At 50.1% G+C, this 22321-nt stretch carries 24 protein-coding genes and 1 tRNA gene; 9 read left to right on the forward strand and 16 right to left on the reverse strand.

Translation table 11 applies throughout. The features are described from left to right. The first annotated feature begins 6 nt into the window (after positions 1-6). Positions 7-99, forward strand: a complete 93-nt coding sequence (locus tag VN447_RS10430) for an IS3 family transposase (RefSeq protein WP_414714900.1) — start codon at positions 7-9, stop codon at positions 97-99. A 125-nt stretch (positions 100-224) separates the two neighbouring features. On the opposite strand, the gene VN447_RS10435 is transcribed toward VN447_RS10430, so the two are convergent. Then, positions 225-581: a hypothetical protein gene (locus tag VN447_RS10435; protein WP_325525291.1), complete on the reverse strand. Its 357-nt coding sequence runs from the start codon at positions 579-581 to the stop codon at positions 225-227. Positions 582-903: 322 nt separating this feature from the next. Between VN447_RS10435 and VN447_RS10440 the strand changes: the two genes are divergently transcribed. From VN447_RS10440 to VN447_RS10460, 5 genes are read left to right on the forward strand one after another with little or no spacing between them, the layout of a single operon-like run. Then, positions 904-1293 carry a hypothetical protein gene (locus tag VN447_RS10440; protein WP_325525292.1) on the forward strand — a complete coding sequence of 130 codons (390 nt, stop codon included), beginning with the start codon at positions 904-906 and terminating at the stop codon, positions 1291-1293. A gap of 43 nt (positions 1294-1336) precedes the next feature. Further along, positions 1337-1684: a hypothetical protein gene (locus tag VN447_RS10445; protein WP_325525293.1), complete on the forward strand. Its 348-nt coding sequence runs from the start codon at positions 1337-1339 to the stop codon at positions 1682-1684. Then, positions 1662-2633, forward strand: coding sequence for an ABC transporter ATP-binding protein (locus VN447_RS10450; RefSeq protein ID WP_325525294.1), 972 nt, complete (start codon positions 1662-1664; stop codon positions 2631-2633). Before VN447_RS10445 ends, VN447_RS10450 begins: the two co-directional genes overlap by 23 nt. Then, entirely contained in the window at positions 2630-3415 is a 786-nt protein-coding gene (locus VN447_RS10455; protein WP_325525295.1) for an ABC transporter permease, read from the forward strand. Before VN447_RS10450 ends, VN447_RS10455 begins: the two co-directional genes overlap by 4 nt. Then, complete coding sequence (locus VN447_RS10460; protein ID WP_325525296.1) at positions 3412-4209, forward strand: ABC-2 family transporter protein; 798 nt, start codon at positions 3412-3414, stop codon at positions 4207-4209. The genes VN447_RS10455 and VN447_RS10460 overlap by 4 nt, the downstream gene beginning before the upstream one ends. Before the next feature lie 75 nt (positions 4210-4284). Here VN447_RS10460 and VN447_RS10465 read toward each other — a convergent pair whose 3' ends face one another. The 7 genes from VN447_RS10465 to VN447_RS10495 all read right to left on the reverse strand — a co-directional run bounded on the left by VN447_RS10465 (position 4285) and on the right by VN447_RS10495 (position 9338). After that, the gene (locus VN447_RS10465) at positions 4285-4422 is read right to left on the reverse strand and encodes a hypothetical protein (protein ID WP_325525297.1); all 138 of its coding nucleotides are present in this window, start codon (positions 4420-4422) and stop codon (positions 4285-4287) included. After that, complete coding sequence (locus VN447_RS10470; protein ID WP_325525298.1) at positions 4419-4574, reverse strand: YvrJ family protein; 156 nt, start codon at positions 4572-4574, stop codon at positions 4419-4421. Before VN447_RS10470 ends, VN447_RS10465 begins: the two co-directional genes overlap by 4 nt. Positions 4575-4595: 21 nt before the next feature. Next, entirely contained in the window at positions 4596-4787 is a 192-nt protein-coding gene (locus VN447_RS10475) for a DUF2922 domain-containing protein (RefSeq protein ID WP_325525299.1), read from the reverse strand. 152 nt (positions 4788-4939) lie between these two features. Then, positions 4940-5016 (reverse strand) — tRNA-Arg (locus VN447_RS10480). A 261-nt stretch (positions 5017-5277) separates the two neighbouring features. Then, positions 5278-5568, reverse strand: a complete 291-nt coding sequence (locus VN447_RS10485; protein WP_325525300.1) for a hypothetical protein — start codon at positions 5566-5568, stop codon at positions 5278-5280. A 96-nt stretch (positions 5569-5664) separates the two neighbouring features. After that, complete coding sequence (locus VN447_RS10490) at positions 5665-7785, reverse strand: RNA degradosome polyphosphate kinase (protein ID WP_325525301.1); 2121 nt, start codon at positions 7783-7785, stop codon at positions 5665-5667. Positions 7786-7790: 5 nt separating this feature from the next. Then, a complete protein-coding gene (locus VN447_RS10495) occupies positions 7791-9338 on the reverse strand; it encodes an HD domain-containing protein (RefSeq protein WP_325525302.1) in 1548 nt (515 codons plus the stop codon). Positions 9339-9580: 242 nt separating this feature from the next. Between VN447_RS10495 and VN447_RS10500 the strand changes: the two genes are divergently transcribed. After that, complete coding sequence (locus VN447_RS10500) at positions 9581-11095, forward strand: Ppx/GppA phosphatase family protein (protein WP_325525303.1); 1515 nt, start codon at positions 9581-9583, stop codon at positions 11093-11095. Positions 11096-11144: 49 nt separating this feature from the next. Here the strand turns inward: VN447_RS10500 and VN447_RS10505 are convergent, their stop codons facing one another. The 7 genes from VN447_RS10505 to VN447_RS10535 all read right to left on the reverse strand — a co-directional run bounded on the left by VN447_RS10505 (position 11145) and on the right by VN447_RS10535 (position 19432). Further along, positions 11145-12731, reverse strand: a complete 1587-nt coding sequence (locus tag VN447_RS10505; RefSeq protein WP_325525304.1) for a DHA2 family efflux MFS transporter permease subunit — start codon at positions 12729-12731, stop codon at positions 11145-11147. 13 nt (positions 12732-12744) lie between these two features. Beyond that, entirely contained in the window at positions 12745-13776 is a 1032-nt protein-coding gene (locus VN447_RS10510; protein ID WP_325525305.1) for an HlyD family secretion protein, read from the reverse strand. 134 nt (positions 13777-13910) lie between these two features. Further along, positions 13911-14879, reverse strand: coding sequence for a dipeptide ABC transporter ATP-binding protein (locus VN447_RS10515; RefSeq protein ID WP_325525306.1), 969 nt, complete (start codon positions 14877-14879; stop codon positions 13911-13913). Next, on the reverse strand, positions 14872-15846 hold the full coding sequence (locus VN447_RS10520; RefSeq protein WP_325525307.1) for an ABC transporter ATP-binding protein: 975 nt from the start codon (positions 15844-15846) through the stop codon (positions 14872-14874). Before VN447_RS10520 ends, VN447_RS10515 begins: the two co-directional genes overlap by 8 nt. Before the next feature lie 10 nt (positions 15847-15856). Continuing rightward, positions 15857-16753 (reverse strand): ABC transporter permease, encoded by an 897-nt coding sequence (locus VN447_RS10525; RefSeq protein ID WP_325525308.1) that lies wholly within the window; start codon positions 16751-16753, stop codon positions 15857-15859. Positions 16754-16770: 17 nt separating this feature from the next. Then, positions 16771-17775: an ABC transporter permease gene (locus VN447_RS10530; protein WP_325525309.1), complete on the reverse strand. Its 1005-nt coding sequence runs from the start codon at positions 17773-17775 to the stop codon at positions 16771-16773. 79 nt (positions 17776-17854) lie between these two features. Then, a complete protein-coding gene (locus tag VN447_RS10535) occupies positions 17855-19432 on the reverse strand; it encodes an ABC transporter substrate-binding protein (protein WP_325525310.1) in 1578 nt (525 codons plus the stop codon). Positions 19433-19666: 234 nt separating this feature from the next. Here VN447_RS10535 and VN447_RS10540 point away from each other — a divergent pair, with 234 nt between their 5' ends. Continuing rightward, complete coding sequence (locus tag VN447_RS10540; protein WP_325525311.1) at positions 19667-20737, forward strand: tetraprenyl-beta-curcumene synthase family protein; 1071 nt, start codon at positions 19667-19669, stop codon at positions 20735-20737. A gap of 61 nt (positions 20738-20798) precedes the next feature. Here VN447_RS10540 and VN447_RS10545 read toward each other — a convergent pair whose 3' ends face one another. Continuing rightward, positions 20799-21926, reverse strand: a complete 1128-nt coding sequence (locus VN447_RS10545) for a M20/M25/M40 family metallo-hydrolase (RefSeq protein WP_325525312.1) — start codon at positions 21924-21926, stop codon at positions 20799-20801. Between the two features lie 75 nt (positions 21927-22001). On the opposite strand from VN447_RS10545, the gene VN447_RS10550 reads away from it, so the two are divergent. Then, the gene (locus VN447_RS10550) at positions 22002-22319 is read left to right on the forward strand and encodes a hypothetical protein (protein ID WP_325525313.1); all 318 of its coding nucleotides are present in this window, start codon (positions 22002-22004) and stop codon (positions 22317-22319) included. Positions 22320-22321: the final 2 nt, after the last annotated feature.

Here is a 22321-nt window from a genome sequence, read left to right on the forward strand (position 1 = left end):
AACGCGATTGAGCAATATATCTATTTCTATAACTACGAACGTCTACAGAAAAAATTAAACAGCCTTAGTCCGATGGAGTTTCGAACCAAGACTGCTTAATTTTTTCTTTTTTCTTCTGTCTACTTGACAGGGGGCACTTCACTTGAGCAGGGGCGGTTATTTTTTTATGACTAAGACTATGAGCGTGGCAAATGCTACTGTAAATGTCAAAGCCTCATATGTAGTCATAGGCACCACCCCCTTTCCAAAAAAGGGTGTGGGCTAACCGTCCCCCGAGCAGCCTGTACGATTATTATAGCATATTCTTCCAGATCAAAAAATAAATATCTGTTCCCAGCCTTGCTCTGATACCGTACCGCCTTCAAATGAGGCGGTCTTTTTATTTTCCCTGCCGCACAGTCCGCAGCTCCCATGCTGCCGGCAGGCCCGTTCGCACGGGGCGCGGCGGCGCGGGTTTGGCCGCCGTGGCCGTGCGCTCTCCCTGTCAGACAGCAGACTGCAAACAAAACAGGCTTACGATGCGCGGCCACAGGGGTTTCGTGGCTGCTCATGGTAAGCCGTCTTATTAGGATCTCAGTCATGTGGTGCCGGCTTCCCCCTCCCGTTTGTTCGTCGGGAGGGGGGCAGGGGGTGGGTCCCCTAAAGCGGAACCGGGCCGTCTGCTGCCGCCGCCGTCTTAGTGCCTCCCAGCTAGTGAAGGGCCCTGCCGTGGCCGCATACCCCCCAATTTGTTCGGCCGCTCCTTAGCGGGGGGTTTGGGGGGTAGTCCTTCCTGTAAGGGCGCCCGGAGTCTTCCCTTCCCCCCGAATTTCAATTGCGGCCCACAGCTTTGACGGCAGCGCCAATTAGGAGGGATGGGGGGCTCGGGGGGAAGGGAGGACGGAGAGTGGACACGCGCCTTTGGTGTCCACGGGGCGGGACGGGCGCGGCCGCGGCAGGGCACGAACGGCGGTTGCCGCTTGGCCAGGCGAGTGGCGGCAGGTGGCCCGGTGGAGCGGTTTGGTCGCCGCCGTTCTCCGGGCTGCGTGCTTTGTTTTCGTTCCCGGCGGCCGGCGGGACGCCCGGCTGGGTCGGCCGGTAGTTTTGCGGCCGGTCCGGCCGGAGTGTCCTGCCGGGGCCCCGCGCAGCGTGCGGGGCCAGCCGCTGGTGGCAATTATTTTTGGACCCTTAGCGCGGCTGTCTCATCCATTTACAAACCCGCGGTTTCATGCTATGCTAAAACCATCTTATCGACGAAGGAGCTGTATGAATGATTGTTCGGTCTGTAACGGTGATATTCAACTAAATAGTTGAATAGGCTGCTTGGAAACGGCAGGGGTCTCCTGTCTGTTTAAGTGTGCCTGTTCCGCAAGTTGCCGGCATTGCCGCCGGTGCTTTCGGGCTGTCCTGCAGACTGCTTCCGTCAATCAATCAATACGGCCGGGTGAACACGGGAAATCCACGGTTTATCTTAGTGCCGCAAGCCGGGTGTAACAGGTCTGTTCTGTTATGCTTTTTTATTTTATCGCCAAGGGTTCATGATGCCCGCAGAAGCATGTCGCTCTTGCCCAAGAGAGGCAGTCCGTCTTCTGCGGGCATTTTTGCGTCAATTGTGCTTTTTCGCCTCCCGTCTGACAATAGGCGGCAAGGCAACATCGTTACAGAAACGGAGATGACCGGAATTGAACAGTATTACAGCCAGTAAGCTGAGTAAAGAATATCGGTATTTCGAAAAAGCCGCAGGCTTAAGAGGCTCCATCCAGTCGCTGTTTACGCGGCAAACCAAGGTAAGGCAGGCTTTGTCCGACTTTTCCTTCACCATCGGCGAAGGCGAGTTTGTCGGCCTGATGGGGCCGAACGGCGCCGGCAAAACGACGCTCATCAAGCTGCTGACCGGGATTATTCAGCCAACCGGCGGCGAGGTGACGGTAAACGGGTTTTGCCCTGCCAAAGGCGAAGCCGCTTTTAAGAAAAGCTTTGCTTTGGTGATGGGGCAGAAGTCACAGCTATGGTGGGATTTGCCGGCCAGCGACAGCCTGCTGCTGACCAAGGCCATCTATGCGATACCCGACAGACAATACCGGGAGGCGCTCGCCTATTTTACCCGCTTGTTTGCCGTGGAAAATATCCTGTCCATTCCCGTGCGCAAGCTGTCGCTGGGGGAGCGGATGAAGCTGGAGCTGATCGCCGCCCTGCTGCATTCGCCCCGGCTGCTGCTCCTGGACGAGCCGACCATCGGCCTGGATGCCGTTGCCCAGCGACAAATCAGGGACATGCTCAAAACCGCCGGCCGGGAGCGGGGCGTCACCTTGCTCCTAACATCCCATTACACCGAGGATTTGCTGGAGCTGACCAAGCGTTGCATCGTGCTGCGCAGCGGGTGGAAAATCTATGACGGCGATTTGCAGCAATTATTGGCCGGGTACAGTCTGGCCAGCACGATTACGGTTGCCTTCTCCACCGCGAAAAAGCTCCCCGCGCTGGACCAAGCGGAAATTCTGCAGCAAAGCGAGTATGCCGCTGTCATCCGCACCCCCAAACAGCAGGTCGAAAATTGCCTGCAACAGGTGCTGGCTTTGTCTGATATCGCGGACATCAAAATTACCGATGAGGATGCGACACTGTTGGTGGAAAGGGTGTATCAGAGCGTATGAAAAAATATGGTTTCATCATCAGCAGTGAATGGAAAAACTCCCTGGCCTACCGGGGCGACACCTGGCTGACAGCCATTTTCAGTGTGTTCGCGGTTGTCCTGGCCTACCTGTTGTGGAGCGCCGTGTTTGGCGGCGCGGACACGTTGAACGGTTTTACCTTGCAGCAGATGACCACCTATTATCTGCTGGCCGGCATGCTCGCCCCGCTGACCCAGAGCGACGGGCTGCTGCAGGATTTTGCCGCTGAAATCAGGGGCGGCGGCTATGCCAAGTATCTGGTCAAGCCGCTGTCGCCGCTCGGCTATTTCCTGGCCGCCGGCCTGGCCAGGGCGCTGTTGCCGCTGCTGGCGTCAATTACCGTACTGTCCATTGCCCGCCTGGGGTTTGCGGATGCGTTCGCGGTCATTCAGCCGGCCCATGTCCTGCAGGCGCTGCCGGTTATTCTGCTGGGGTCGCTATTCAGCATGCTGACCGGCCACCTCATCGCGATGACTACCTTTGCCCTCACTGACGTCGAGTTTATTTACGTCCTGCAAAATGTGGTTAAGGCTTTTCTGGCCGGTGCCGTCATTCCCCTGCATATGGTCTTTGGCGACAGCCTGCCCCTGTGGTCGCCCTTCTCCTATCTCACCTATTATCCGGTGCTGCTATGCCTGGGCAAGGCGGAAATCCCGCCGCTTACCGCCGCTGGCGTGCTGGCCGGCTGGGTGCTGGCGGCGCTGGCGCTTTGCCTGGCGCTGCAAAAACGGGCACCCAGGCGCTTTGAGGGGGTGGGCTTATGAGCAGGCAGGCCGTTCATACCCTGAAAGTCATCGCCACCCTGGCCAGGCTGCAGCTCAGTACCGCCATGATGTACCGCGTCAGCTTCTGGGGCGCCTTCCTGGTCGATTTGACCGTGTTTTCCATCCAACTGTTTTTTTTCGGCGTACTGGCGCAAAACGGCGGCATCGGCGACTGGAACATTTACCATCTGACGGTGTTTACCGGCGCCTTCATTGCCCTTGACGGGCTGTATATGGGCACCTACTTCTTCGGCGTCCTCGCGCTGCCCGATAAAATCCGCACCGGAGCGCTGGATTTGGCCCTGGTCAAACCGGTCAACGCACTGCTGTATACCAGCTTCGGCCATGTCAATCCGGGCTCGCTGGCGCTGTTCGCCGCCGGCCTGGGGATTGCCGCCGGCGGCGGGGCTGGGCTCGGCGTCCTGTCCGTCGGCAATGGGCTGCGGTTTATCATCGTGCTCCTCTTTATGTACCTGCTGATGTATGCGTTAATGGTGTGCCTGCGCACGGCGTCCTTCTGGCTGACCAGGGTGAATGCCTTTCAGCAAATGGAGAGTGCCCTGGTCGAGTTTTCGTTCCGGCTGCCGGCGCCCGCCATTCACGGGGCCTGGAAACTGCTGTTGTATGTACTCCTGCCCTATGGCCTGATGGCCAATATGCCCGCCCAGGCGCTGTTTTCTCCCTTTGGCCTGCAGGAATGGCTGTTGTGCGCCGGCGTTACCGCCTTTTTCCTGGGGCTGGCGCTCTTCTTATGGCACGCGGGCCTGAAGCGCTATGACAGCGCCAGCAGCTAACGGCCGCTTACGCTGGACAAGGCTGTATGTTAATCCACGTACAGCCTTGTCCAGGTTCAATATTCGGGGCCAGGTTCAGCCGCCCGGCGTTTGCACCGGCGGGGCGGCCGCCGGCGCTTCCTGCTCGCGGATGCAGCTTTCCTCTTCCTGCTCCACCGCCTCAATCCGTTCCGCATCGGCCGGCGGCGGGCCGTACACGATTTTCAGCATCATTTCTTGGTGACCTTCATCCTTTCGACGCAACTGCACATCTGGTTGATTGCGCTGGTCAGTTCGGTCAGGCGCTTTTCCAGGCTGACCAACAGATAGAAGGCCACCACCATGGGAAAACCGTAGGTCGCCGTCAGGCGGGCCATTTCTTCCATTGGCAGGGCCTCCTCCCGTTATTAGGTTAACTCGGTAATCGCCAACTGGCGGATTTGCGCTTCTTTGACAGTCACCAGGTCGCCGGCGGTGCTGGAAAACACATTTTTCGCAATGATCGTAGCCATCACCGTTTGCACCTCGGCCAGTGTCAGTCCCTCCTTGGGGTCCATATCCGGCGGCCAGGAGAAAATTGCCCTGTGGCTTGATTCCACTTTTCCGGCCGCACCGAACGATCATGAAACACCACTTAATTAGAGAGTTAGAAAATGCAGCATTTTCATAGCAGTTTTACAACAACCGTACAACAACGCGGCCGAAACAAAAAAGGCTTTACGAAAGTATCGTAAAACCCTTGAAATATCTATGGCGACCCCGGCAGGATTCGAACCTGCGACCTTTTGATTCGTAGTCAAACGCTCTATCCAGCTGAGCTACGGAGTCATGTCATACCGACAAAGAGCATTTTATCATATTTCTTCAGCTAAAGTCAAGCCTCTTACAATAAGTACGTCTTCTCGTTATCCACATCCATGTCAACTCACTTATCCACAGGGAAAATCCTTATACTTTCACTAGTTATCCCCTTCTCCACAAATTTTCCCCACAATCATCCACGGGGTTATCCACATTTTTAGGTATTTTGGGGATAAGTTTGGGGATAAGTGCACAATTTCCTGAATAAAAGAATAAGCGTGACATAAGTCACGCTACCGGTCGGCTCCAATCAACATGCACGCCTGTCTTTTCCCAGATACGGGTAAGGGCTGTTTTAAGATGCTCTGCACTTTCTGCCGGACGAACAGTTACATCTTTAAAATCCAGGAGTCCTTCGCCAGCTACCCGGATTACATGTTCAGACGCTAAATAGGTTTCAATGATTTGGCGAGTTGCGGCATTGTCAAATACCACCTTAACAGTTTTACTTGCCTCATCGTACTCAATATAACCACACTGATTATTGTGCTGAACAGCTACTTTGAAATTTTCTTGCATGAATATCGCCTCTTTCCTCTAGAAACAAATTATTTCCACTTAGTATATTATTATACCGGCAGGAGACAAAATCCTGCCGGTCTTTTATTGATTTAGCTACTCAGCCCGTTTATATAGCGGCTTAAGGCGCTGCTCAATAGTAATGTTCTGAACCTTTGCCGCCGATTGCGCTTCAGCATAAAATTCCATCTGGCTGTTGACGGCTTTTCCTCGCTTGTCGACCCGTCGGTAGGTACCGTCTTTTTTCATAACATAGGCTTTTTGGTTATCATTCAGGGAAATCTCCAGGATATTTTTGATTCTTTCAATATGGCTCAGGTCTTCGATAGGGAAAAATAGTTCTACCCGCTCATTGAGATTACGCGGCATCCAGTCGGCGCTTGATAAGAATACTCGCTCATCACCGCCGTTGTCGAAATAAAAAATGCGGTGATGCTCCAGATACCGCCCGACAACGCTGCGGACCGTTATATTGTCGCTTATTCCTGCCACACCTGGTCTCAGGACACAAATTCCCCGGATAATCAGGTCAATCTTGACACCGTGGCAGGAGGCTTCGTACAGCTTAAGAACAATTTCTTTATCCACAAGAGAGTTCATCTTAGCAATAATCCGTCCACCTTTACCTGCCTTAGCAAACTCAATCTCCCTGTCGATCAGCTCCTTGATTTTTTCCCGGAGCCCCAGTGGCGCAACAACAATCTTATTCCATACCGGCGGATCAGAATAACCGGACAATACGTTAAAAAACGCGGAGGCATCAGCACCAAACTGGTCATTGGCCGTAAACAGGCCCATATCGGTATACATTTTGGCAGTGGCATCATTATAGTTGCCTGTCCCCATATGGACGTAGCGTTTGATGCCGTCCTGTTCCTGCCTGACCACCAATATCATTTTGGCATGTGTCTTGAGACCCACCAGACCATAGATAACATGACACCCGGCTTCCTCCAACCGCTTAGCCCATAGAATATTGTTTTCTTCATCAAAACGTGCCTTTAACTCGACAAGTACGGTAACCTGTTTACCATTTTCTGCAGCCTGTGCCAGTGATTTTACAATTGGCGAATTGCCGCTGACACGGTACAATGTCTGCTTAATCGCCAACACCTTGGGATCCCATGCTGACTGGCGGACAAATTCGACAACAGGCTCAAAGGATTCATAGGGATGGTGCAGCAGGATATCCCGCTCGCGAATGGCATCAAACAAATTGCTAGTTCCAATAAGATCCTGTGCCGGTTGGGGCCCCAGCAGGCTATACCGAAGGTGTTCAAGCCCTGGGAGGTCGCTGAACTTGAAAAAGCAGGTAACGTCAAGCGGCCCTGAGATTTCATAGATGTCCTGTTCTTCAATACTGAGCGTATGCACTAATAGCTCTCGTATTTGCCGGCTATTGGTTTTCCCGATTTCTAGCCGCACAGCCTGGCCGCGTTTGCGCTGGCGGAGCGATTTCTCGACTTCAGCCAAAAGATCTTCTGCATCTTCCTCGTCAATGGAAAGGTCAGCGTTTCTGGTTATGCGAAACGGCACTACATCTTTAATGGTGTAGCCATGGAACAAGTGCACACAATAATGTTTAATAATATCTTCTAAAAAAACAAACTGCCGTTTATCGCCATCCGATGGCGCTTCGATGATACGGGGCAGTACGCCGGGAACCTGAATGACGGCTGCGTGGGTTTCACCCCGTTCCCGGCCCAGAAACACTGCCAGGTTAAGGCTGCGGTTGGCCAAAAAAGGAAAGGGGTGGCCAGCGTCTACCGCCATAGGGGTAATAACCGGAAAAATATTATTGTGAAAAAAATTCTCAAGCCATTCTTGCACCCGTTCATCAAGACTGGCAATCTCGGCAAAACTGATGTCAGCCGCTGCAAGCTCTTGCAGGATATTCTTCAAATACCGGTACTTGAACTTGACCAATTCATGCGTATCTTCGGCTATGCCGGCTAGTTGCTGGCTTACTGTTAAGCCGGCCGCATCAGTCTTATTAACGCCGCTCTCAAGCTGATGCTTAAGTCCAGCCACGCGAATCATAAAAAACTCATCCAAATTCGAACTGGTAATGGCAATAAACTTGAGTCGTTCTAACAGCGGCTTATGTTTGGCATCAGCTTCGCCCAGCACTCTCCGGTTAAACTTAATCCAACTTAATTCTCGGTTAAAGAAGTATTCGGGATTGTCATGTATATCACAGCTTTTGGCATTTGCCATTGTCGTCACCCCGCCCTTCTGATTAATATCGCTTTTATGCCAAAAACATCTTCAAAAAAGTCAGCTTTGTCCGCAAATGTCCACCCCTCCAGCGACATATCTTCACTGCTGGTGACGGTAATGATCATTTCTTCGCCGCGCAGAACGACATCTGCCTGACTGACCTTTTGTCGATGGCTGCGGTCAATGGCATCGGCCAACCGGACGATGGCTGAAAGTTTGGAGACCGTAACTTTTTGACCTGGCGTTAAGTAGGCAAAATTTGCATCAGTATCAGATGGCGTGCCTTTTGAATGATAAAAAGCTATATTGGCCATTATATGTCTCTCGGCTTCAGAAAAACCCATAATATCTGAAGAAATAATTAAACGGTAGGAATAGAAATAATGGCGTCTTAAATTAACATGCTTACCGATATCATGGAGAATGGCTGCCACTTTTAAGAGCCTTCTGTGGCGTTCTCCCAGACCGTGAACCCGCGCCAATTTATCGAACAGGAGCAATGACCACTTTTCAACAGCGGCCGCATGGGCAGGATCATAATAGTATTTTTTACCGATTTCCCAACACAGGTTAATGAGCTGGTCTTCAATAAGCTTATTATGTTCATGCCCGGTTTTTTCAGCAATATGTTTAATAATAACACCATCAATAAACTGGTCACTCGGAATAACGATTTCTTCGGGATTAGTAAGTGATACGATTTTTTTGTAGAGCACGATAGTAGGCAGCACTATCTCTGCCTTATGCTCGGTTAGATTGAAGTTTTTTATAATCTGCGGCAGATTAAGCGAACGCACCTGCTTATAGAGATCGCTAAACTCGGACAGACTGACAAAGGTAACCCTGCCCTGCTCTTTTCCGAGCATTTTGAGGAGCAGCTTGGTTTCAGGGCCGGATAGTACCAGCCGCTTAATATTGTGCTGGCTCATTTCCTTCTCTACCGGTTCAATAGTACTACTTATATACTGAGATAATGCTTCATGAAAATGTACTGAATCGCGCTGGCTTTTGTCAAAGCTTTCTTTAATACGGAGCGCGCCGATATGAATGTTTTGCTGATAGGTAAGACCCCCGTCTTTGTACAGCGTAAACCCAAGGCCACCAGAGGAAATGTCGACAAACAGCATCCCGTCCTCTTGATTCATCAAACCACGCTCATTTACGGTCTTGACAAGTGATACATATTTGTAAAAAATCTCCTGAGGCATATCCACAACTTCTACATTAAAGCCACTCTTTACTTTAATTTGGTCAATAATATACGGTTGGTTCTGCGCTTCACGAATGGCGGTAGTCGCCACCAGGCGATAATCACGCACCCCATATTCATGGAGCAAGCGGCGGTACCCTTTCAAGAGTTCGCATATCTCACTAACGGCGCCAAAGCTGACACGCCCGGTTTTAAACGTTTCCTCACTTAACATTACCTGGCGGTAGCTCTGTTCGACGATTTTAACATCATCTAGTGTATTATATTCGACAATCTTAACACCGATCTGCTCTGAACCGACATGAATGGCGGCAAATCTATCTGGAGCATGTCTGGCCAATTGCCTGCCCCCCTAAACCATGATTTATATAATATGCATTAATTCGACAGTTAGAACCAAAAATCCTGTCACCATCTTTGGGACTTAATACTAAATTAACAGTATATTAACAAAATTTAACCTTTACGCAACATTTTTTGTGAAACATGTATTTTAATGGGCTAATATAGCAGGATTTTATCAATAATAGCGAATAACTATGTTATAGCTGTTAGTCCGAATGTGTTAGGAGCTGAACTATTTTGACAGAACGGGTAGCAATCATCGACCTGGGCTCGAATTCAGCCCGCCTGATTGTTATGCACATCTACCATAATGGCGCTTACAATCTCGTATATAATCAGAAAGAAGCGGTACGCCTGAGCGAAGGCATAGCTGAAACAGGGATGTTAACCCGAGATTCGATGTGGCGGGCTATTGGCACGCTTAAAATCTTTGCCCATATGTGCGAATTAGTAAAAGTAGATAAAATATTGGCTGTAGCCACAGCTGCCGTTCGTAGCGCCAAAAACGGCAGTGAGTTTATTGATCTGGTACAGCAGCATACCGGCATTCCGCTGCAGGTCATCAGCGGGGAAGCTGAGGCCCACTTGGGGTTTACAGGCATCATAAATACCATTGACGTTGACAGCGCGCTGCTTTTTGACTTAGGTGGCGGCAGCACTGAAATAACCCTGGTTAAAGACCGGCAACCGGTTGAAGTGTTTAGCCTGCCGTTTGGTGCTGTTAATCTTACAGAAAAATTTGGTTGTCAGGATAAGGTGAGCGACTTACAGTTAACAGCCATGCGTGAACATATTGTCACCCGGCTGGAGCGCTTGCCTTGGCTTAAGCGTCTGGGACTCCCCATTGTCGGTGTAGGCGGCACAGCCCGCAATATCGCCAAGATGGACCAGAAGCGCAAAAACTATCCCTTTCCCAAGGTTCACAACTACCGGTTTGGGCCGATGGCCTTTGAGGAATTATGGCGGACAATTACCAAGACCAACCTGACCCAGCGCCGTAAATATCCCGGTCTGAGCAGTGAACGGGCTGATATTATTATCGCCGGAACAACCATTGTTAAATCGCTGATTGATCTGTCTCAGGCTACTAATATTGTAATTAGCGGCTGCGGCGTCCGGGAAGGAATGTTTCTTGAGTACTATTTATCTAACCAGCAGCAACCTACGATTATCCCCGACATTTTGATGCACTCGACCCACAATATGCTGTTATTCTACAAAGGCAACGAAGCTCATGCCTATCATGTAGCCAAGCTGGCTGAAACTATGTTTGACAGTTGGCAGCCTATTTTGAGGCTAGGCAGCCGGGATAAAAAGCTGCTTAGGGTAGCCGCATTGCTGCATGATATTGGTATTACCATCAATTACTATGACCACGCTCGCCATAGCGCTTACCTTGTCGAAAACGCCCGCCTATTTGGCCTGACCCATCGTGAACAGATGCTGGTAGCCGTAGTTGTTGGCTGGCACAACGCCCCGTCTGCCAAATATGTTCGCAACAAAATCTACAGTGAATTCCTTGACCAGTATGACTGGCAGACGGCACGCAAGCTGGCGCTCATTCTCGCTTTGGCCGAGAGTTTGGAATCAACGCAGCTTGGTCTGGTGCACGACGTTATTCCCTCACTTTCAGCCGGTCAAGCACATCTGCGCCTGCTAACAGCCGACCCGGTAACAATTGAGAGGCAGGCAGTAGATCAGCATCGTAAGTGGTTTAAAAAGGAATTAGGGCTAGAGTTAACGATTAGCTAAAAAGCAACACCGGTGCTGGTAACCATACCAGCACCGGTGTTTGTTCTTCTTAATCAACAACGACTACGCCCGGGGCACCTGGCTGGCGTTTCGCCGGTTTTAAAAGCAGTGCCGGTTTTAAAAGCAGTGCCGGAATAATCCCAAGGCCGCAAATTGCGGCAAGTACCAAGAATGCGTCATCAAACGCAAAAATATACGATTGCCGCTGCGAGACAGAAGCCAGGAGCGCCAGTGATTTTATATGGGCGAGTGGCCCTGAAATGGCCCCGGCATGCGCATATAACCGTTCACCATAGGCCAGCATATTGGCCGCTGCCTTGGAGTTTGTCGTTAAGCTTTCGGCAATTTGATTGAGATGAAAGATCTGCCTGTTCTGCAGCACCGTTGTCAAGATGGCAATCCCCATTGAACCGCTTACCTGGCGGACAGCATTGTTGAGCGAGGAAGCCCGGCTGATCTTGGGCAGTGGCACAGTATTCATTCCCAATACAGTAACCGGCATGATAAATAGCCCCAGCCCAGCACCACGCACCATCATCAGCAGCATAATCGTGTGATCAGCTGTATCCAGATCAATCGCTTTGAGCGGCAGCGAACCGAGAGCCAATAGTGCTAACCCGGTAATGACCACAGGCTTAGCACCAAATTTATCAGCCAGTTTAGCCGCTACAGGCATCATCAGGCCTGCGGCTGCGGCTGACGGAAAAATCAGCATACCTGTTTGCATAGCGGTATTGCCGCGCATGTTTTCCATAAACAGCGGTACCATAAATATCCCGCCGTATAGACCAATCGTGCCGATAAAACTAACAAGGGTACTGACAGTGAAATTCCAGTCTTTGAACAAAGACAAGTCCAATATAGGTTCTGAATGATTAATTTCAATCAACACAAACAACACAAAAGAGGCAAAAGACACATACAGCAGCGAAAGAATGTAGCCTGAACTCCACCCCTCGTCTACCCCCTCGCTCAGTGCCAATAGCAAACAAAATAACCCCAGCGCTGAAGTCACAAACCCACCGTAATCAAATCTCCGGCCGGTAGCTAGCGGCGTCTCCTTGAGAATGAGGACAGCCAGAATATACCCGATAATACCTACCGGAATATTAATGGTAAAGATCCAGCGCCAATCCCAGTATTCAACAAGATAGCCGCTTAAAGTCGGCCCTACCGCCGGCGCTACCATTGCCGAAATGCCCCAGATGCCCATAGCCATGTTCCGCTCAGCCGGAGGAAAAATCTGATAAACAATTGACATGGTAACAGGCACAATCAGGCCACCGCCGATGGCTTGGATCACCCTGAACAAAATCATGGTGTCATTGCTCCAGGCAATACCGCATAATAGCGAACCGATAGTAAATACAGCAAGACTCCACAAGTACATCCGCTTGGTACCGATAACATCGCAAAAGTAGCCGGTAGCCGGTTGAATAACACCCATCGTTAGCATATAGGCCGTCAGTATCCATTGCGCCTTATCGGTGCTCACTGAGAAAACGGCCATCATTTTGGGGATGGCGATATTAACAATACTAGTATCAAGAATACTCATAAACCCACCGATGATGACAACCCCAAGTGCCCACCACTTATAGGCCGCAGCATTGATGTGAATGCGTGGGAAGTTCATTGACTTGCCTCCCCTACTCAGCCTGAATCTTAATATAAGCCGACATACCTGGACGGAATACAAACCCGCTGTCTTGCGGCAATGTTATTTTGACAGGAATACGCTGTGTTACCTTGGTAAAATTGCCGGAAGAGTTTTCAGTCGGAACAAGCGCAAACACAGAATTAGTTGCGCTGCCGATTTCATACACAGTTCCGGTGAATTTTTGGCTGCCATACCCGTCAATCGTGTATTCCACATTCTGCCCAACCTTGATCCTGCCAATCTTGGTTTCCTCAATTCTAGCGCTCATCCAGACATCGCCAAGATTAGCGACTGTAATGATAGCCTGTCCGGCACTGACAACCTCTCCGGCGTTTGCCGACTTTACAGCCACGGTGCCGTCTGCCGGCGATACCACAGTCGTGTTGTCAAGCATGACAGAAGCCGCTTCTAAGGCCGCTTCGGCCTGCCGTACCTGCGCCGCAGCTGCTTTTACCACTTCCACGCGTGAGCCGGAAATGACCAAATCAGTCTTTTCATTGGCTGCATGGTAGGCCTCACTGGCCACCTGATAAGCTGTCTCGGCATTATCCCGCTGTGAGGCGCTGATTGCCCCCTCTAGATATAGCTTTTGCACACGCTCATAGTTTTTTACTGCATTATCAAGATTGGACTTGGCCTGCAGTGACTGCGCTCTGGCCTGCTCAATCTCCTGCGGCCGCGAACCGGCAGTCACTTCCTCATAATGGGCTTTCGCCGTTGCCATGGCAGCCTCGGCCTGTGCCTTTTGCGCCAGGACATCCCGCGGGTCAATACGGGCCACTACCTGTCCGGCCTTTACCTTGTCACCCTCTTTGACCAGGAGTTCGGTGATCCGTCCCCCCATTTTGGCGCTGACACTGACAATCGTCCCGCCAACTCTGGCATCATCAGTACTAACATACCTTGTATTCTCGCGCCACCACCAGCCACCACCCACGGCACCGGCTAACAAGAAGGTGATTAATATACCGATTATTAATTTCTTACTCTTACCGTTTTCTGCTGCTACGTTTTCCGGCATTAGGTCATCTCCTCTGTGACTAATCAGTCAGTTATGTACAAATTTTACTCCGTTCTACTAACCCAGTCAATCAAAAATATATCGATAACTACCGACTGAAAAGGCGCACAACCTGCTGGCTGTGCGCCTTTTTATTACTTAACTAAATGACAGGCTACAAAGCGGCCGTTTATCTCCCTGAATACCGGTTCTTCCTGACTGCAGATAGCCTGGCACTCGGGACAGCGAGTATGGAATCTGCATCCCGGCGGCGGGTTTGCCGGACTGGGAACATCCCCCTGGAGAATAATACGGTTTCGCTTAATGCCTGGCTGGGGGAGAGGAATCGCTGATAACAGTGTCCTTGTATAGGGATGCAACGGGTTGGCAATAAGTTCACCGCCTTCAGCCAACTCGACCATCTTACCAAGATACATAACACCAATACGGTCTGAAATGTGCTTGATTACATTAAGTCCATGCGCAATAAATAGATAGGTTAACCCCATTTCTTGCTGCAGCTCAACTAATAAATTCAAAATTTGCGATTGAATGGAAACATCAAGCGCCGAAACCGGTTCATCGCACACCACCAGCTTAGGGTTAACGGCCAGCGCTCGCGCAATACCAATCCGTTGACGCTGCCCACCCGAAAACTCATGCGGATAGCGTCCGGCATGCTGTCGCCCTAAGCCAACTAAACTAAGCAGCTTTTCCACCCGTTTAGTCCGGTCCGGTCCGGCCGCAAGCTGATGGAGCATCAACGGCTCACCAATGATATCACCCACCGCCATCCTGGGGTTAAGCGAGGCATAGGGGTCTTGGAACACGATCTGTGCCTGACGGCGGAAGTTCTTGAGTTCTGTTTTGTTTAGCTTTGCCACATCCAGGCCCTCAAACATTACCTCGCCGGCCGTCGGTTCTATCAATCGTAGTACCAACAGGCCTGTGGTCGATTTGCCGCAGCCTGATTCGCCAACTAAACCAAGCGTTTCGCCACTTCTGATAGCAAAAGATACATCATCTACTGCTCGAATTTGCCCAGTAATTTTTCCGAAAATACCGCCTCTGACCGGAAAATATTTTTTTAAATTGCGTACTTCTAACAGATGATTATCAGTCATGTTGAGCACCTCCCAACGGGTAGTGGCAGGCCACTAACCGGCCGTCAGCCTGACAAACCAGTTCGGGCTGGGTCAGGCGGCACTTGCCCTGAACATGCTCGCAGCGATCAGCAAAGGTACACCCTGACGGCAGGAAGGCCAAATCAGGCACAACCCCTTCTATGGTGTGCAGTAGTTGTTTTTTCGCGCCGTCAAGCCGCGGGATAGAATCCATTAGACCGGCGGTATACGGATGGCGCGGCGATTTAAATACAGCTTCTACCGTCCCCTGCTCAACAATCCGCCCGGCATACATAACTGCCATATTTTGCGCCATCTCGGCTACTACCCCGAGGTCGTGGGTAATGAGCACAAGTGCAGTATTAAACTCCTTGGCCAGATTTCTGATCAGATCGAGAATTTGCGCCTGGATGGTTACATCAAGCGCTGTTGTTGGTTCGTCAGCTAACAAGAGTTTAGGATTACAGGCCAGTGCCATGGCAATCATAACCCGTTGCCGCATACCGCCGCTCATCTGATGAGGGTATTCTTTCGCCCGCTGCCCGGCTGCCGGAATACCGACAAGCTCAAGCATCTCAACAGCCCGCTGCCAGGCAGCCTTCTTGTCTACAGTGCCATGCACGCGAACAGACTCAGCAATCTGGTCACCCACAGTATAGGCCGGGTTAAGGGAGGTCATGGGTTCCTGGAAAATCATTGAGATGTCTTTGCCACGAATATCGCGTATTTCCGGAGACGACATCTTTAGAATATCGCGCCCCTGAAATAATATCTCACCGCTCAAGCAGGCCGGAGGTTCAGGCACCAGCCGCATAATTGACATGGCTGTCACGCTTTTGCCGCAGCCTGACTCACCAACGAGCGCCAGCATTTCCCCTGATTTCACAGAGATGCTTATACCATCCACCGCTTTTACGACACGTTTACCAATATGAAAATGGGTTTTTAGATTATTAATTTCCAGCATATCGTACCTCCTATTTCAACCGGGGGTCAAGCACATCGCGCAGACCATCGCCCAAAAGATTGAAGGCCATGACTGTCAACGTGATTGCTACCCCGGGGAAGGTTACAATATGCGGTGCGTTAAAGATGGTCTGCCGGCCTGATCCCAGCATGGTACCCCATTCGGCGGTCGGCGGCTGCACGCCCAGCCCGAGAAACCCCAGGGCGGCCGCTTCTAAAATTGCGACAGAAACGCCAATGGTGGCCCTAACAATAATTGGCGCCAGCACATTAGGTAAAATATGAGCGAAAATCAACCGGCGGTCACTGTTACCAATAGCCCGAGCCGCCATAATATAGACGTTCTCTTTGACGGACAGCACGCTGCCCCGGACAATCCGGGCATACTGGGGGATTGAGACAATACCGATGGCGATAACCGCCTTTTCTACCCCCCGCCCCAATACTGTCATAAAGGCGATCGCCAGCAAAATACTAGGGAAAGACAGCATAATATCCATAACGCCCATGATGGCTGTATCGACTTTACCACCGTAAAACCCGGCTACAGCCCCCAGAATGACACCACAAATTAGCGCCAGCGTCACGGCTTCAATGCCAACAATCAGTGAGATACGGGCTCCATAAAGAATACGAGAGAAAATGTCGCGCCCCAGTTCGTCAGTACCCATAATATGAGCCGTAGTGGGAGGCTTTAATGAGTTAGGCATATTGCTTTCATACGGATCGTATGGCGCAAGTACCGGCGCAAAGACTGCACTGAATATCAATACAGCCAGCATGATTATTCCAATCATCGCTGAGTTTGATGCCTTAAACCGCTCTAAAAACTCTGCTTTACGGGATTTACCAGGCGGCATACCCGGGTTCTGCGCTGGTTGAAGGTTAGCTTGGATGTTTGTTGCCATATTTATCACCACCTATGCTAGGAATGTTGGATGCGGGGATCAAGATAGCAGTACAGGATGTCAACAACAAGGTTGACCATGACAAAAATCGTTCCGATCAATAGTACTGCGCCCTGAACCCTGGGATAATCTGATGTTAAGATACCTTCTACCACATAGGAGCCAATTCCCGGCCATGAAAACACCGTTTCAGTCAACACAGCCCCGCCTAAAAGCGCACCCAGTTGCAGGCCGATTACGGTAACGATGGGAATCAGCGCATTTCTCAGTGCGTGTTTAATGATAACTACCTGCTCGGTAAGTCCTTTGGCCCTGGCAGTCCGGACATAGTCCTGACGAATGGTCTCCAGCATAGTGGCACGGGTCATGCGGGCAATAATAGCTGTAGAGTATGAACCCAAGGCCACTGCAGGCATAATCAAGTGCTTTAGCGTATCATTAAAGACTTCCATATCGCCGGTTAAGAGCGAATCTACAAGATAAAGACCAGTTATATTGTCAGGCGTCATGCCAATACCGATTCTGCCTGAGGCCGGCAACCACCCGAGTATCACGGAAAAAACTATGATCATCATAAGGCCAAGCCAAAATATTGGCATACTTACCCCCATAAGCGCAGCCACCATTGAGCCGTAGTCAAACAAAGAGTTTTGTTTGACTGCCGATACAACCCCTAAGATAACACCAAAGATTGAAGCAATCACGATAGCAGCTAAGGCCAATTCAACTGTGGCCGGGAAACGTTTAACAAGCTCATCAGTAATTGAGGTCTTGGTTATGACCGATTTGCCTAAGTCACCTTGGGCGGCTTTGGTGATGTAATCAGCAAATTGGATATATATTGGTTTATTAAGGCCTAGCTCTTCCCGCAGTGCCTCAACCCGCTCGGTGGTAGCATGCTGACCGAGGATGATTGCGGCAGGATCGGTAGTAAACATGTGCATTACCACAAAGGTTGCCAGCGACACACCGAAAAGCACCGGGAATAACAGCAGCAGGCGGCGGAGTATGTATTTAACCACAAATTTGCCTCCTTTTAACTCTCACTAACAGGATTGAAAAGAAGGTGATTTCGTGGAAACCACCTTCTTTTGTTACGAATTATTTAGCTTCTTTTGACACAATATCTAACCAGTGGATGCCGACCGGATGTAAAGCGAAGCCTTTAATATTAGGCCGGTGGGCGGCCATATCCAGACTGTGGCTGATCAGCACCCAGGGAGCGTCTTCCACTGCAAGCTTTTGCGCCTCAGCATAGATGGCAGCGCGTTTAGCCGGATCCAGTGTAGTACGGCCTTGTTCTAACAACGCGTCCATTTTGGGGTTGGAGTATTTGGAAGCGTTAAGACTGCCTTTAATCTGTGCTGTTTCGAGAAGCATGAGGAAGTTGTCGGCGTCGCCGTTGTCACCAATCCAACCGTAGAAGTAAGCGTCGCCCTCACCGTTAAACAAAAATTGTTTATACTCTTTCCACGGATATGATTTGATGTTCATTTTAACGCCGATTTTCGCCAAATCGGCCTGAACGGCAGCCGCTAGTTTCTCGCCATTAACCGGGTTGTATGGCCGTGGGTTAGAATAGGTAATGCAGGTAAATTCAAAGCCATTGGGGTAACCGGCTTTGGCCAGCATTTTCTTAGCTTCTTCAACATTATACTCATAAGGTTTGACATCTTTGGAATAACCGGGGATAAAGTCAGGCAACGGCGAATTAGGCAGTTTGGCCTGACCCTGGTACAGGAATTCTACAAGCTGCTGGCGGTTAATCGCCATACTGATTGCTTTACGCAGGTCCAGGTTATCAAACGGCTTTTTGTAGGTAAAGAAGCCCATGTAGTTGATATTCATGCCTGGGCTCTTGATTACAGTCATACCCTTGCTTTCGAGTGTTTTGATATCGTTAGTATCAACACCATCCATAATATCTGTAGCACCAGTCATCAGGTCAGAAGCACGGACAGAGTTTTCTTTAGTAAATTTATAAACAACTTTTGGCATCTTGGGTTTTGTACCCCAGTAACCGTCAAAAGCAGTCAGCTCAATTTGCTGACCTTTATCCCACTTAACGAACTTATATGGACCTGTGCCCACTGGATTTTCAATAAATTTGTCACCATGCTTTTTCACAGCCTCAGGGCTGACAATGGGAGCAGCCAAAGCCATAGCCATGTTAGCCAGGAACGGCGCTGATGGTTTTTCTAAAACGATTTTAACGGTATAATCATCAATAACCTCAACCTTTTTCACCCCGTCAAAGGTAAAGGATGCGTAGGGCATATCCTCCTTGACATTTGGAGGCAGCTGACGCTCAATGCTAAACTTAACCGCTTGAGCGTTAAATGGTGTACCGTCATGAAATTTGACACCCTGACGCAGCTTAAAGGTAACTTCTTTACCATCCTGACTTGTTGTCCATTCGGTAGCGAGCAGGGGCTGAAGCTCAGTGTTCCCTGGCTTGTATCGAACAAGTCCCTCAAATATTTGAGTCATAATCTTGGCTGACTCGCCGTCATCAACATACGCCGGGTCAAGACCACGCGGATCAGAGCCCTGAGCAAATACTAATACGTTAGCTGCGCCCGTGCTGGCAGGCTTTTTGTCACCGCTGCCGCAGCCAGCCAAAACAATGCTGGCCACAAACACCACAGCCATTAAGAGCGCTACAGTTTTTTTACTCATTCCAATACCTCCCACAAAATAATTAATTGATCAGAATTATACATATATTCTAAATTATACATGCATTCTGAAATTCCTGCCTTTATCCACTCTGAAAGCACAACATTTATTGCCCTAATTCTACACTTACAGCATTCAAGCAGTTTTCCGATACATACGAACTGCCTGATTTGCCAAAATATAGATATCACGATAGAATAGAATTACCTACGCGGTTATCTAGGAGGAAACGCTATGGCTGCAGCCTTTCTTTACCCAGCCTCAGGCCTTACGCTTCTACCCAAGTTTGTGCGGAATGTGTTCCCAATGGTTGAACAAGAACTTTCGGTCTGGCAGCAGTATGCTGAGGAAAACGGCATGCGAGAATTAGCCGACCAAGCCTTAGCAAGTATCAGGACAAAAAAATTCCACTGTCAGGGCGGCAGCGTCTACAGTCTGTACAAAGGCGTTCCCACCCGTGATTTCGTGCGCCTGGTAGTAGCACTGCAGACCATTAGCGACTATCTTGACAACTTATGTGACCGGGCTGGTTTTGCAGATGAAGCAGCCTTCCGCCAGCTCCATCTGGCAATGACTGATGCGCTTAACCCATCCACACCGCTTAAGCATTACTATGCTGACTACCCTTTTAAAGATGATGGCGGCTACTTGGCGAAACTGGTTAACACCTGCCGTGATGAGATTAGTAAGCTGCCAGCCTATCATTTAGTCAAAGATGAACTCCTCCAGCAAGCTACACTCTATAGTGAGCTTCAGACCTACAAGCATCTTGACCTTGCAGTGCGGGAACAAAAAATGCTTAATTGGATAAACAGCCACCTGCAGAAGTATCCGGAAATCAGTCCATGGGAATTTGCTGCCGCTACCGGGTCAACGTTAGGCATGTTTATGTTGTGTGCAGCCGCCTATAACCCGGAACTTACCCAAGAACAAGCCGACAATATCGCCAGTGCGTACTTCCCTTGGATTAACGGGTTACATATCCTTTTGGATTATTTTATTGACGGTGCCGAAGACCGTTTGACCGGCGATCTTAACTTTGTTGCTTATTATGCCGGCAACCGGGAAACCCTGGACCGGCTGACCTATTTCAGCAGGGAGGCCAGCCGCCAGACGGCTGCACTGCCGGAACCAGCCTTTGGCCTTACAGTGGTTAACGGGCTGCTAGCTATGTACCTGTCCGATCCTAAGACCGACTCGCCGGCGGAACGTACCATTCGTGACAGCCTGCTGGATTCTGCCGGGCTGTATCCCAAGTTCATGTACGGTCTCTGCCGACTGCTTAGGAAAAAAAATATATTGTAAAAACAAAAGCGAGATTGCTCACTTCCGTTAGCAATCTCGCTCTTATTTTTTTGTGATAATCTTACTTCTTGCTTTGTCCAGCGGCTTTAATTATCGCTAATGCGAATTCACCGATGTTGTAGAGGTCTTCTTCTTTAATGAACTCATCTGTAGTATGGACCTTGGACATGCCTGTACCAAGCACGGCAGTCGGAACGCCGTAGCTGTTGAAGTAGTTGGCGTCGCTACCGCCACCGGTGGCCTTGATGACCGGTTTCAGGCCGATGCTTTCGGCCGCCTGGCGGGCCAGCATTACAACCGGCGCTGTCTCTGACAATACATAGGCGTCATATTCTTTGCCGACTTTAACCTCAGCGCGACCACCTGACGCTTTAACAGTTTCTTCAAATACTTGGCGCATATGCTCGGTTTGGGCTGCCAATTTGGCGGCACTGCGGCTGCGGGCTTCGGCTTTAATCTCAACTGTATCAGGTACAATATTGGTTGCCGAACCGCCTTTGATGCTACCGATATTGGCTGTAGTCTCCGGATCAATGCGGCCGTCTTTGACTGCAGCTAACGCTTTACCAGCAAGCACGATGGCGTTTATTCCTTCTTCAGGTGCAACTCCGGCATGGGCCTTCTTACCATATATAGTAATATCAATTTTATTTTGACCGGGGGCCATGTTGACAATTTCGCCAGGTGTACCGCTGGAATCCAGCGCATAACCGAGATCAGCCTTTAACAGGGCCGGATCCATATTTTTTGAACCGTTAAGGCCGCCTTCCTCAGCAACCGTAAATACCACCTGGATACTACCATGGGGAATATTCTGCTCTTGGACCAGTCTAAGGGCTTCGAGAATAGCCACTACTCCAGATTTGTCGTCAGCGCCCAGAATGGTGTCGCCAGCCGAGGTAATGATTCCGTCTTTTAACACAGGTTTAATATCGCCGCACGGTTCAACGCAATCCAGGTGTGCGGTGAGCAGCAGACAGGGAGCATCTGCCACTGTTCCAGGCAGATAGCCCAATACATTACCGCAGTTACCACCGATTTTGCTGCCGGTATTGTCTTCTGACACTTCCATATGTAAGTCAGCCAGTTTTTGTTTAATGACATCAGCCACCTGACGCTCTGCCCGGGTTGAACACTTAATTTGCACCAACTCATAAAATTCGTCAAGCATCCGTTTACGGTTAATCATTTAAGAATCCCTCCTACATATTTACCCAAGCACCCAACCATATTAAAGCTATCATGTGTAGAAAGGGTGCTCCTCATGCCAAAAACAGTAGTATTAGCCCATCATAACCAAAAATTAGTTAACGAGCTTACAGCTCATGGTTTTCAGGTTGTGGACAGCGCTACCCACGCCAAACCCGGTCAGGCTGCTGACGCATATTTATACGCCAGTTACCGTCCTGACACAGACGCCTGCCTTGCCACCCATCCCGACCACGCTGATATTAGCATCGGCAATTATCATTATACCACAATTGACCATCCTGCCACTATAACGCTCAATATTACCGGCCTAAACCCGGGTCAGATTGTCGACACGCTACGCCATCAACTGGCGCGCCGCCCCCGGCTTTAGCC

The sequence above is a fragment of the Sporomusa sp. genome (assembly GCF_035561155.1).
GTDB lineage: Bacteria > Bacillota > Negativicutes > Sporomusales > Sporomusaceae > Sporomusa.

Bases quoted from the DNA above. Each gene is read 5' to 3' on its own strand.
- VN447_RS10485 (WP_325525300.1), bottom strand. From the start codon at position 5,568: ATGCAAGAAAATTTCAAAGTAGCTGTTCAGCACAATAATCAGTGTGGT.
- VN447_RS10510 (WP_325525305.1), bottom strand. From the start codon at position 13,776: ATGCCGGAAAACGTAGCAGCAGAAAACGGTAAGAGTAAGAAATTAATA.
- VN447_RS10455 (WP_325525295.1), top strand. From the start codon at position 2,630: ATGAAAAAATATGGTTTCATCATCAGCAGTGAATGGAAAAACTCCCTG.
- VN447_RS10545 (WP_325525312.1), bottom strand. From the start codon at position 21,926: ATGATTAACCGTAAACGGATGCTTGACGAATTTTATGAGTTGGTGCAA.
- VN447_RS10505 (WP_325525304.1), bottom strand. From the start codon at position 12,731: ATGAACTTCCCACGCATTCACATCAATGCTGCGGCCTATAAGTGGTGG.
- VN447_RS10525 (WP_325525308.1), bottom strand. From the start codon at position 16,753: ATGGCAACAAACATCCAAGCTAACCTTCAACCAGCGCAGAACCCGGGT.
- VN447_RS10535 (WP_325525310.1), bottom strand. From the start codon at position 19,432: ATGAGTAAAAAAACTGTAGCGCTCTTAATGGCTGTGGTGTTTGTGGCC.
- VN447_RS10470 (WP_325525298.1), bottom strand. From the start codon at position 4,574: ATGGAAGAAATGGCCCGCCTGACGGCGACCTACGGTTTTCCCATGGTG.
- VN447_RS10435 (WP_325525291.1), bottom strand. From the start codon at position 581: ATGACTGAGATCCTAATAAGACGGCTTACCATGAGCAGCCACGAAACC.
- VN447_RS10550 (WP_325525313.1), top strand. From the start codon at position 22,002: ATGCCAAAAACAGTAGTATTAGCCCATCATAACCAAAAATTAGTTAAC.
- VN447_RS10540 (WP_325525311.1), top strand. From the start codon at position 19,667: ATGGCTGCAGCCTTTCTTTACCCAGCCTCAGGCCTTACGCTTCTACCC.
- VN447_RS10490 (WP_325525301.1), bottom strand. From the start codon at position 7,785: ATGGCAAATGCCAAAAGCTGTGATATACATGACAATCCCGAATACTTC.
- VN447_RS10520 (WP_325525307.1), bottom strand. From the start codon at position 15,846: ATGCTGGAAATTAATAATCTAAAAACCCATTTTCATATTGGTAAACGT.
- VN447_RS10465 (WP_325525297.1), bottom strand. From the start codon at position 4,422: ATGATGCTGAAAATCGTGTACGGCCCGCCGCCGGCCGATGCGGAACGG.
- VN447_RS10515 (WP_325525306.1), bottom strand. From the start codon at position 14,879: ATGACTGATAATCATCTGTTAGAAGTACGCAATTTAAAAAAATATTTT.
- VN447_RS10460 (WP_325525296.1), top strand. From the start codon at position 3,412: ATGAGCAGGCAGGCCGTTCATACCCTGAAAGTCATCGCCACCCTGGCC.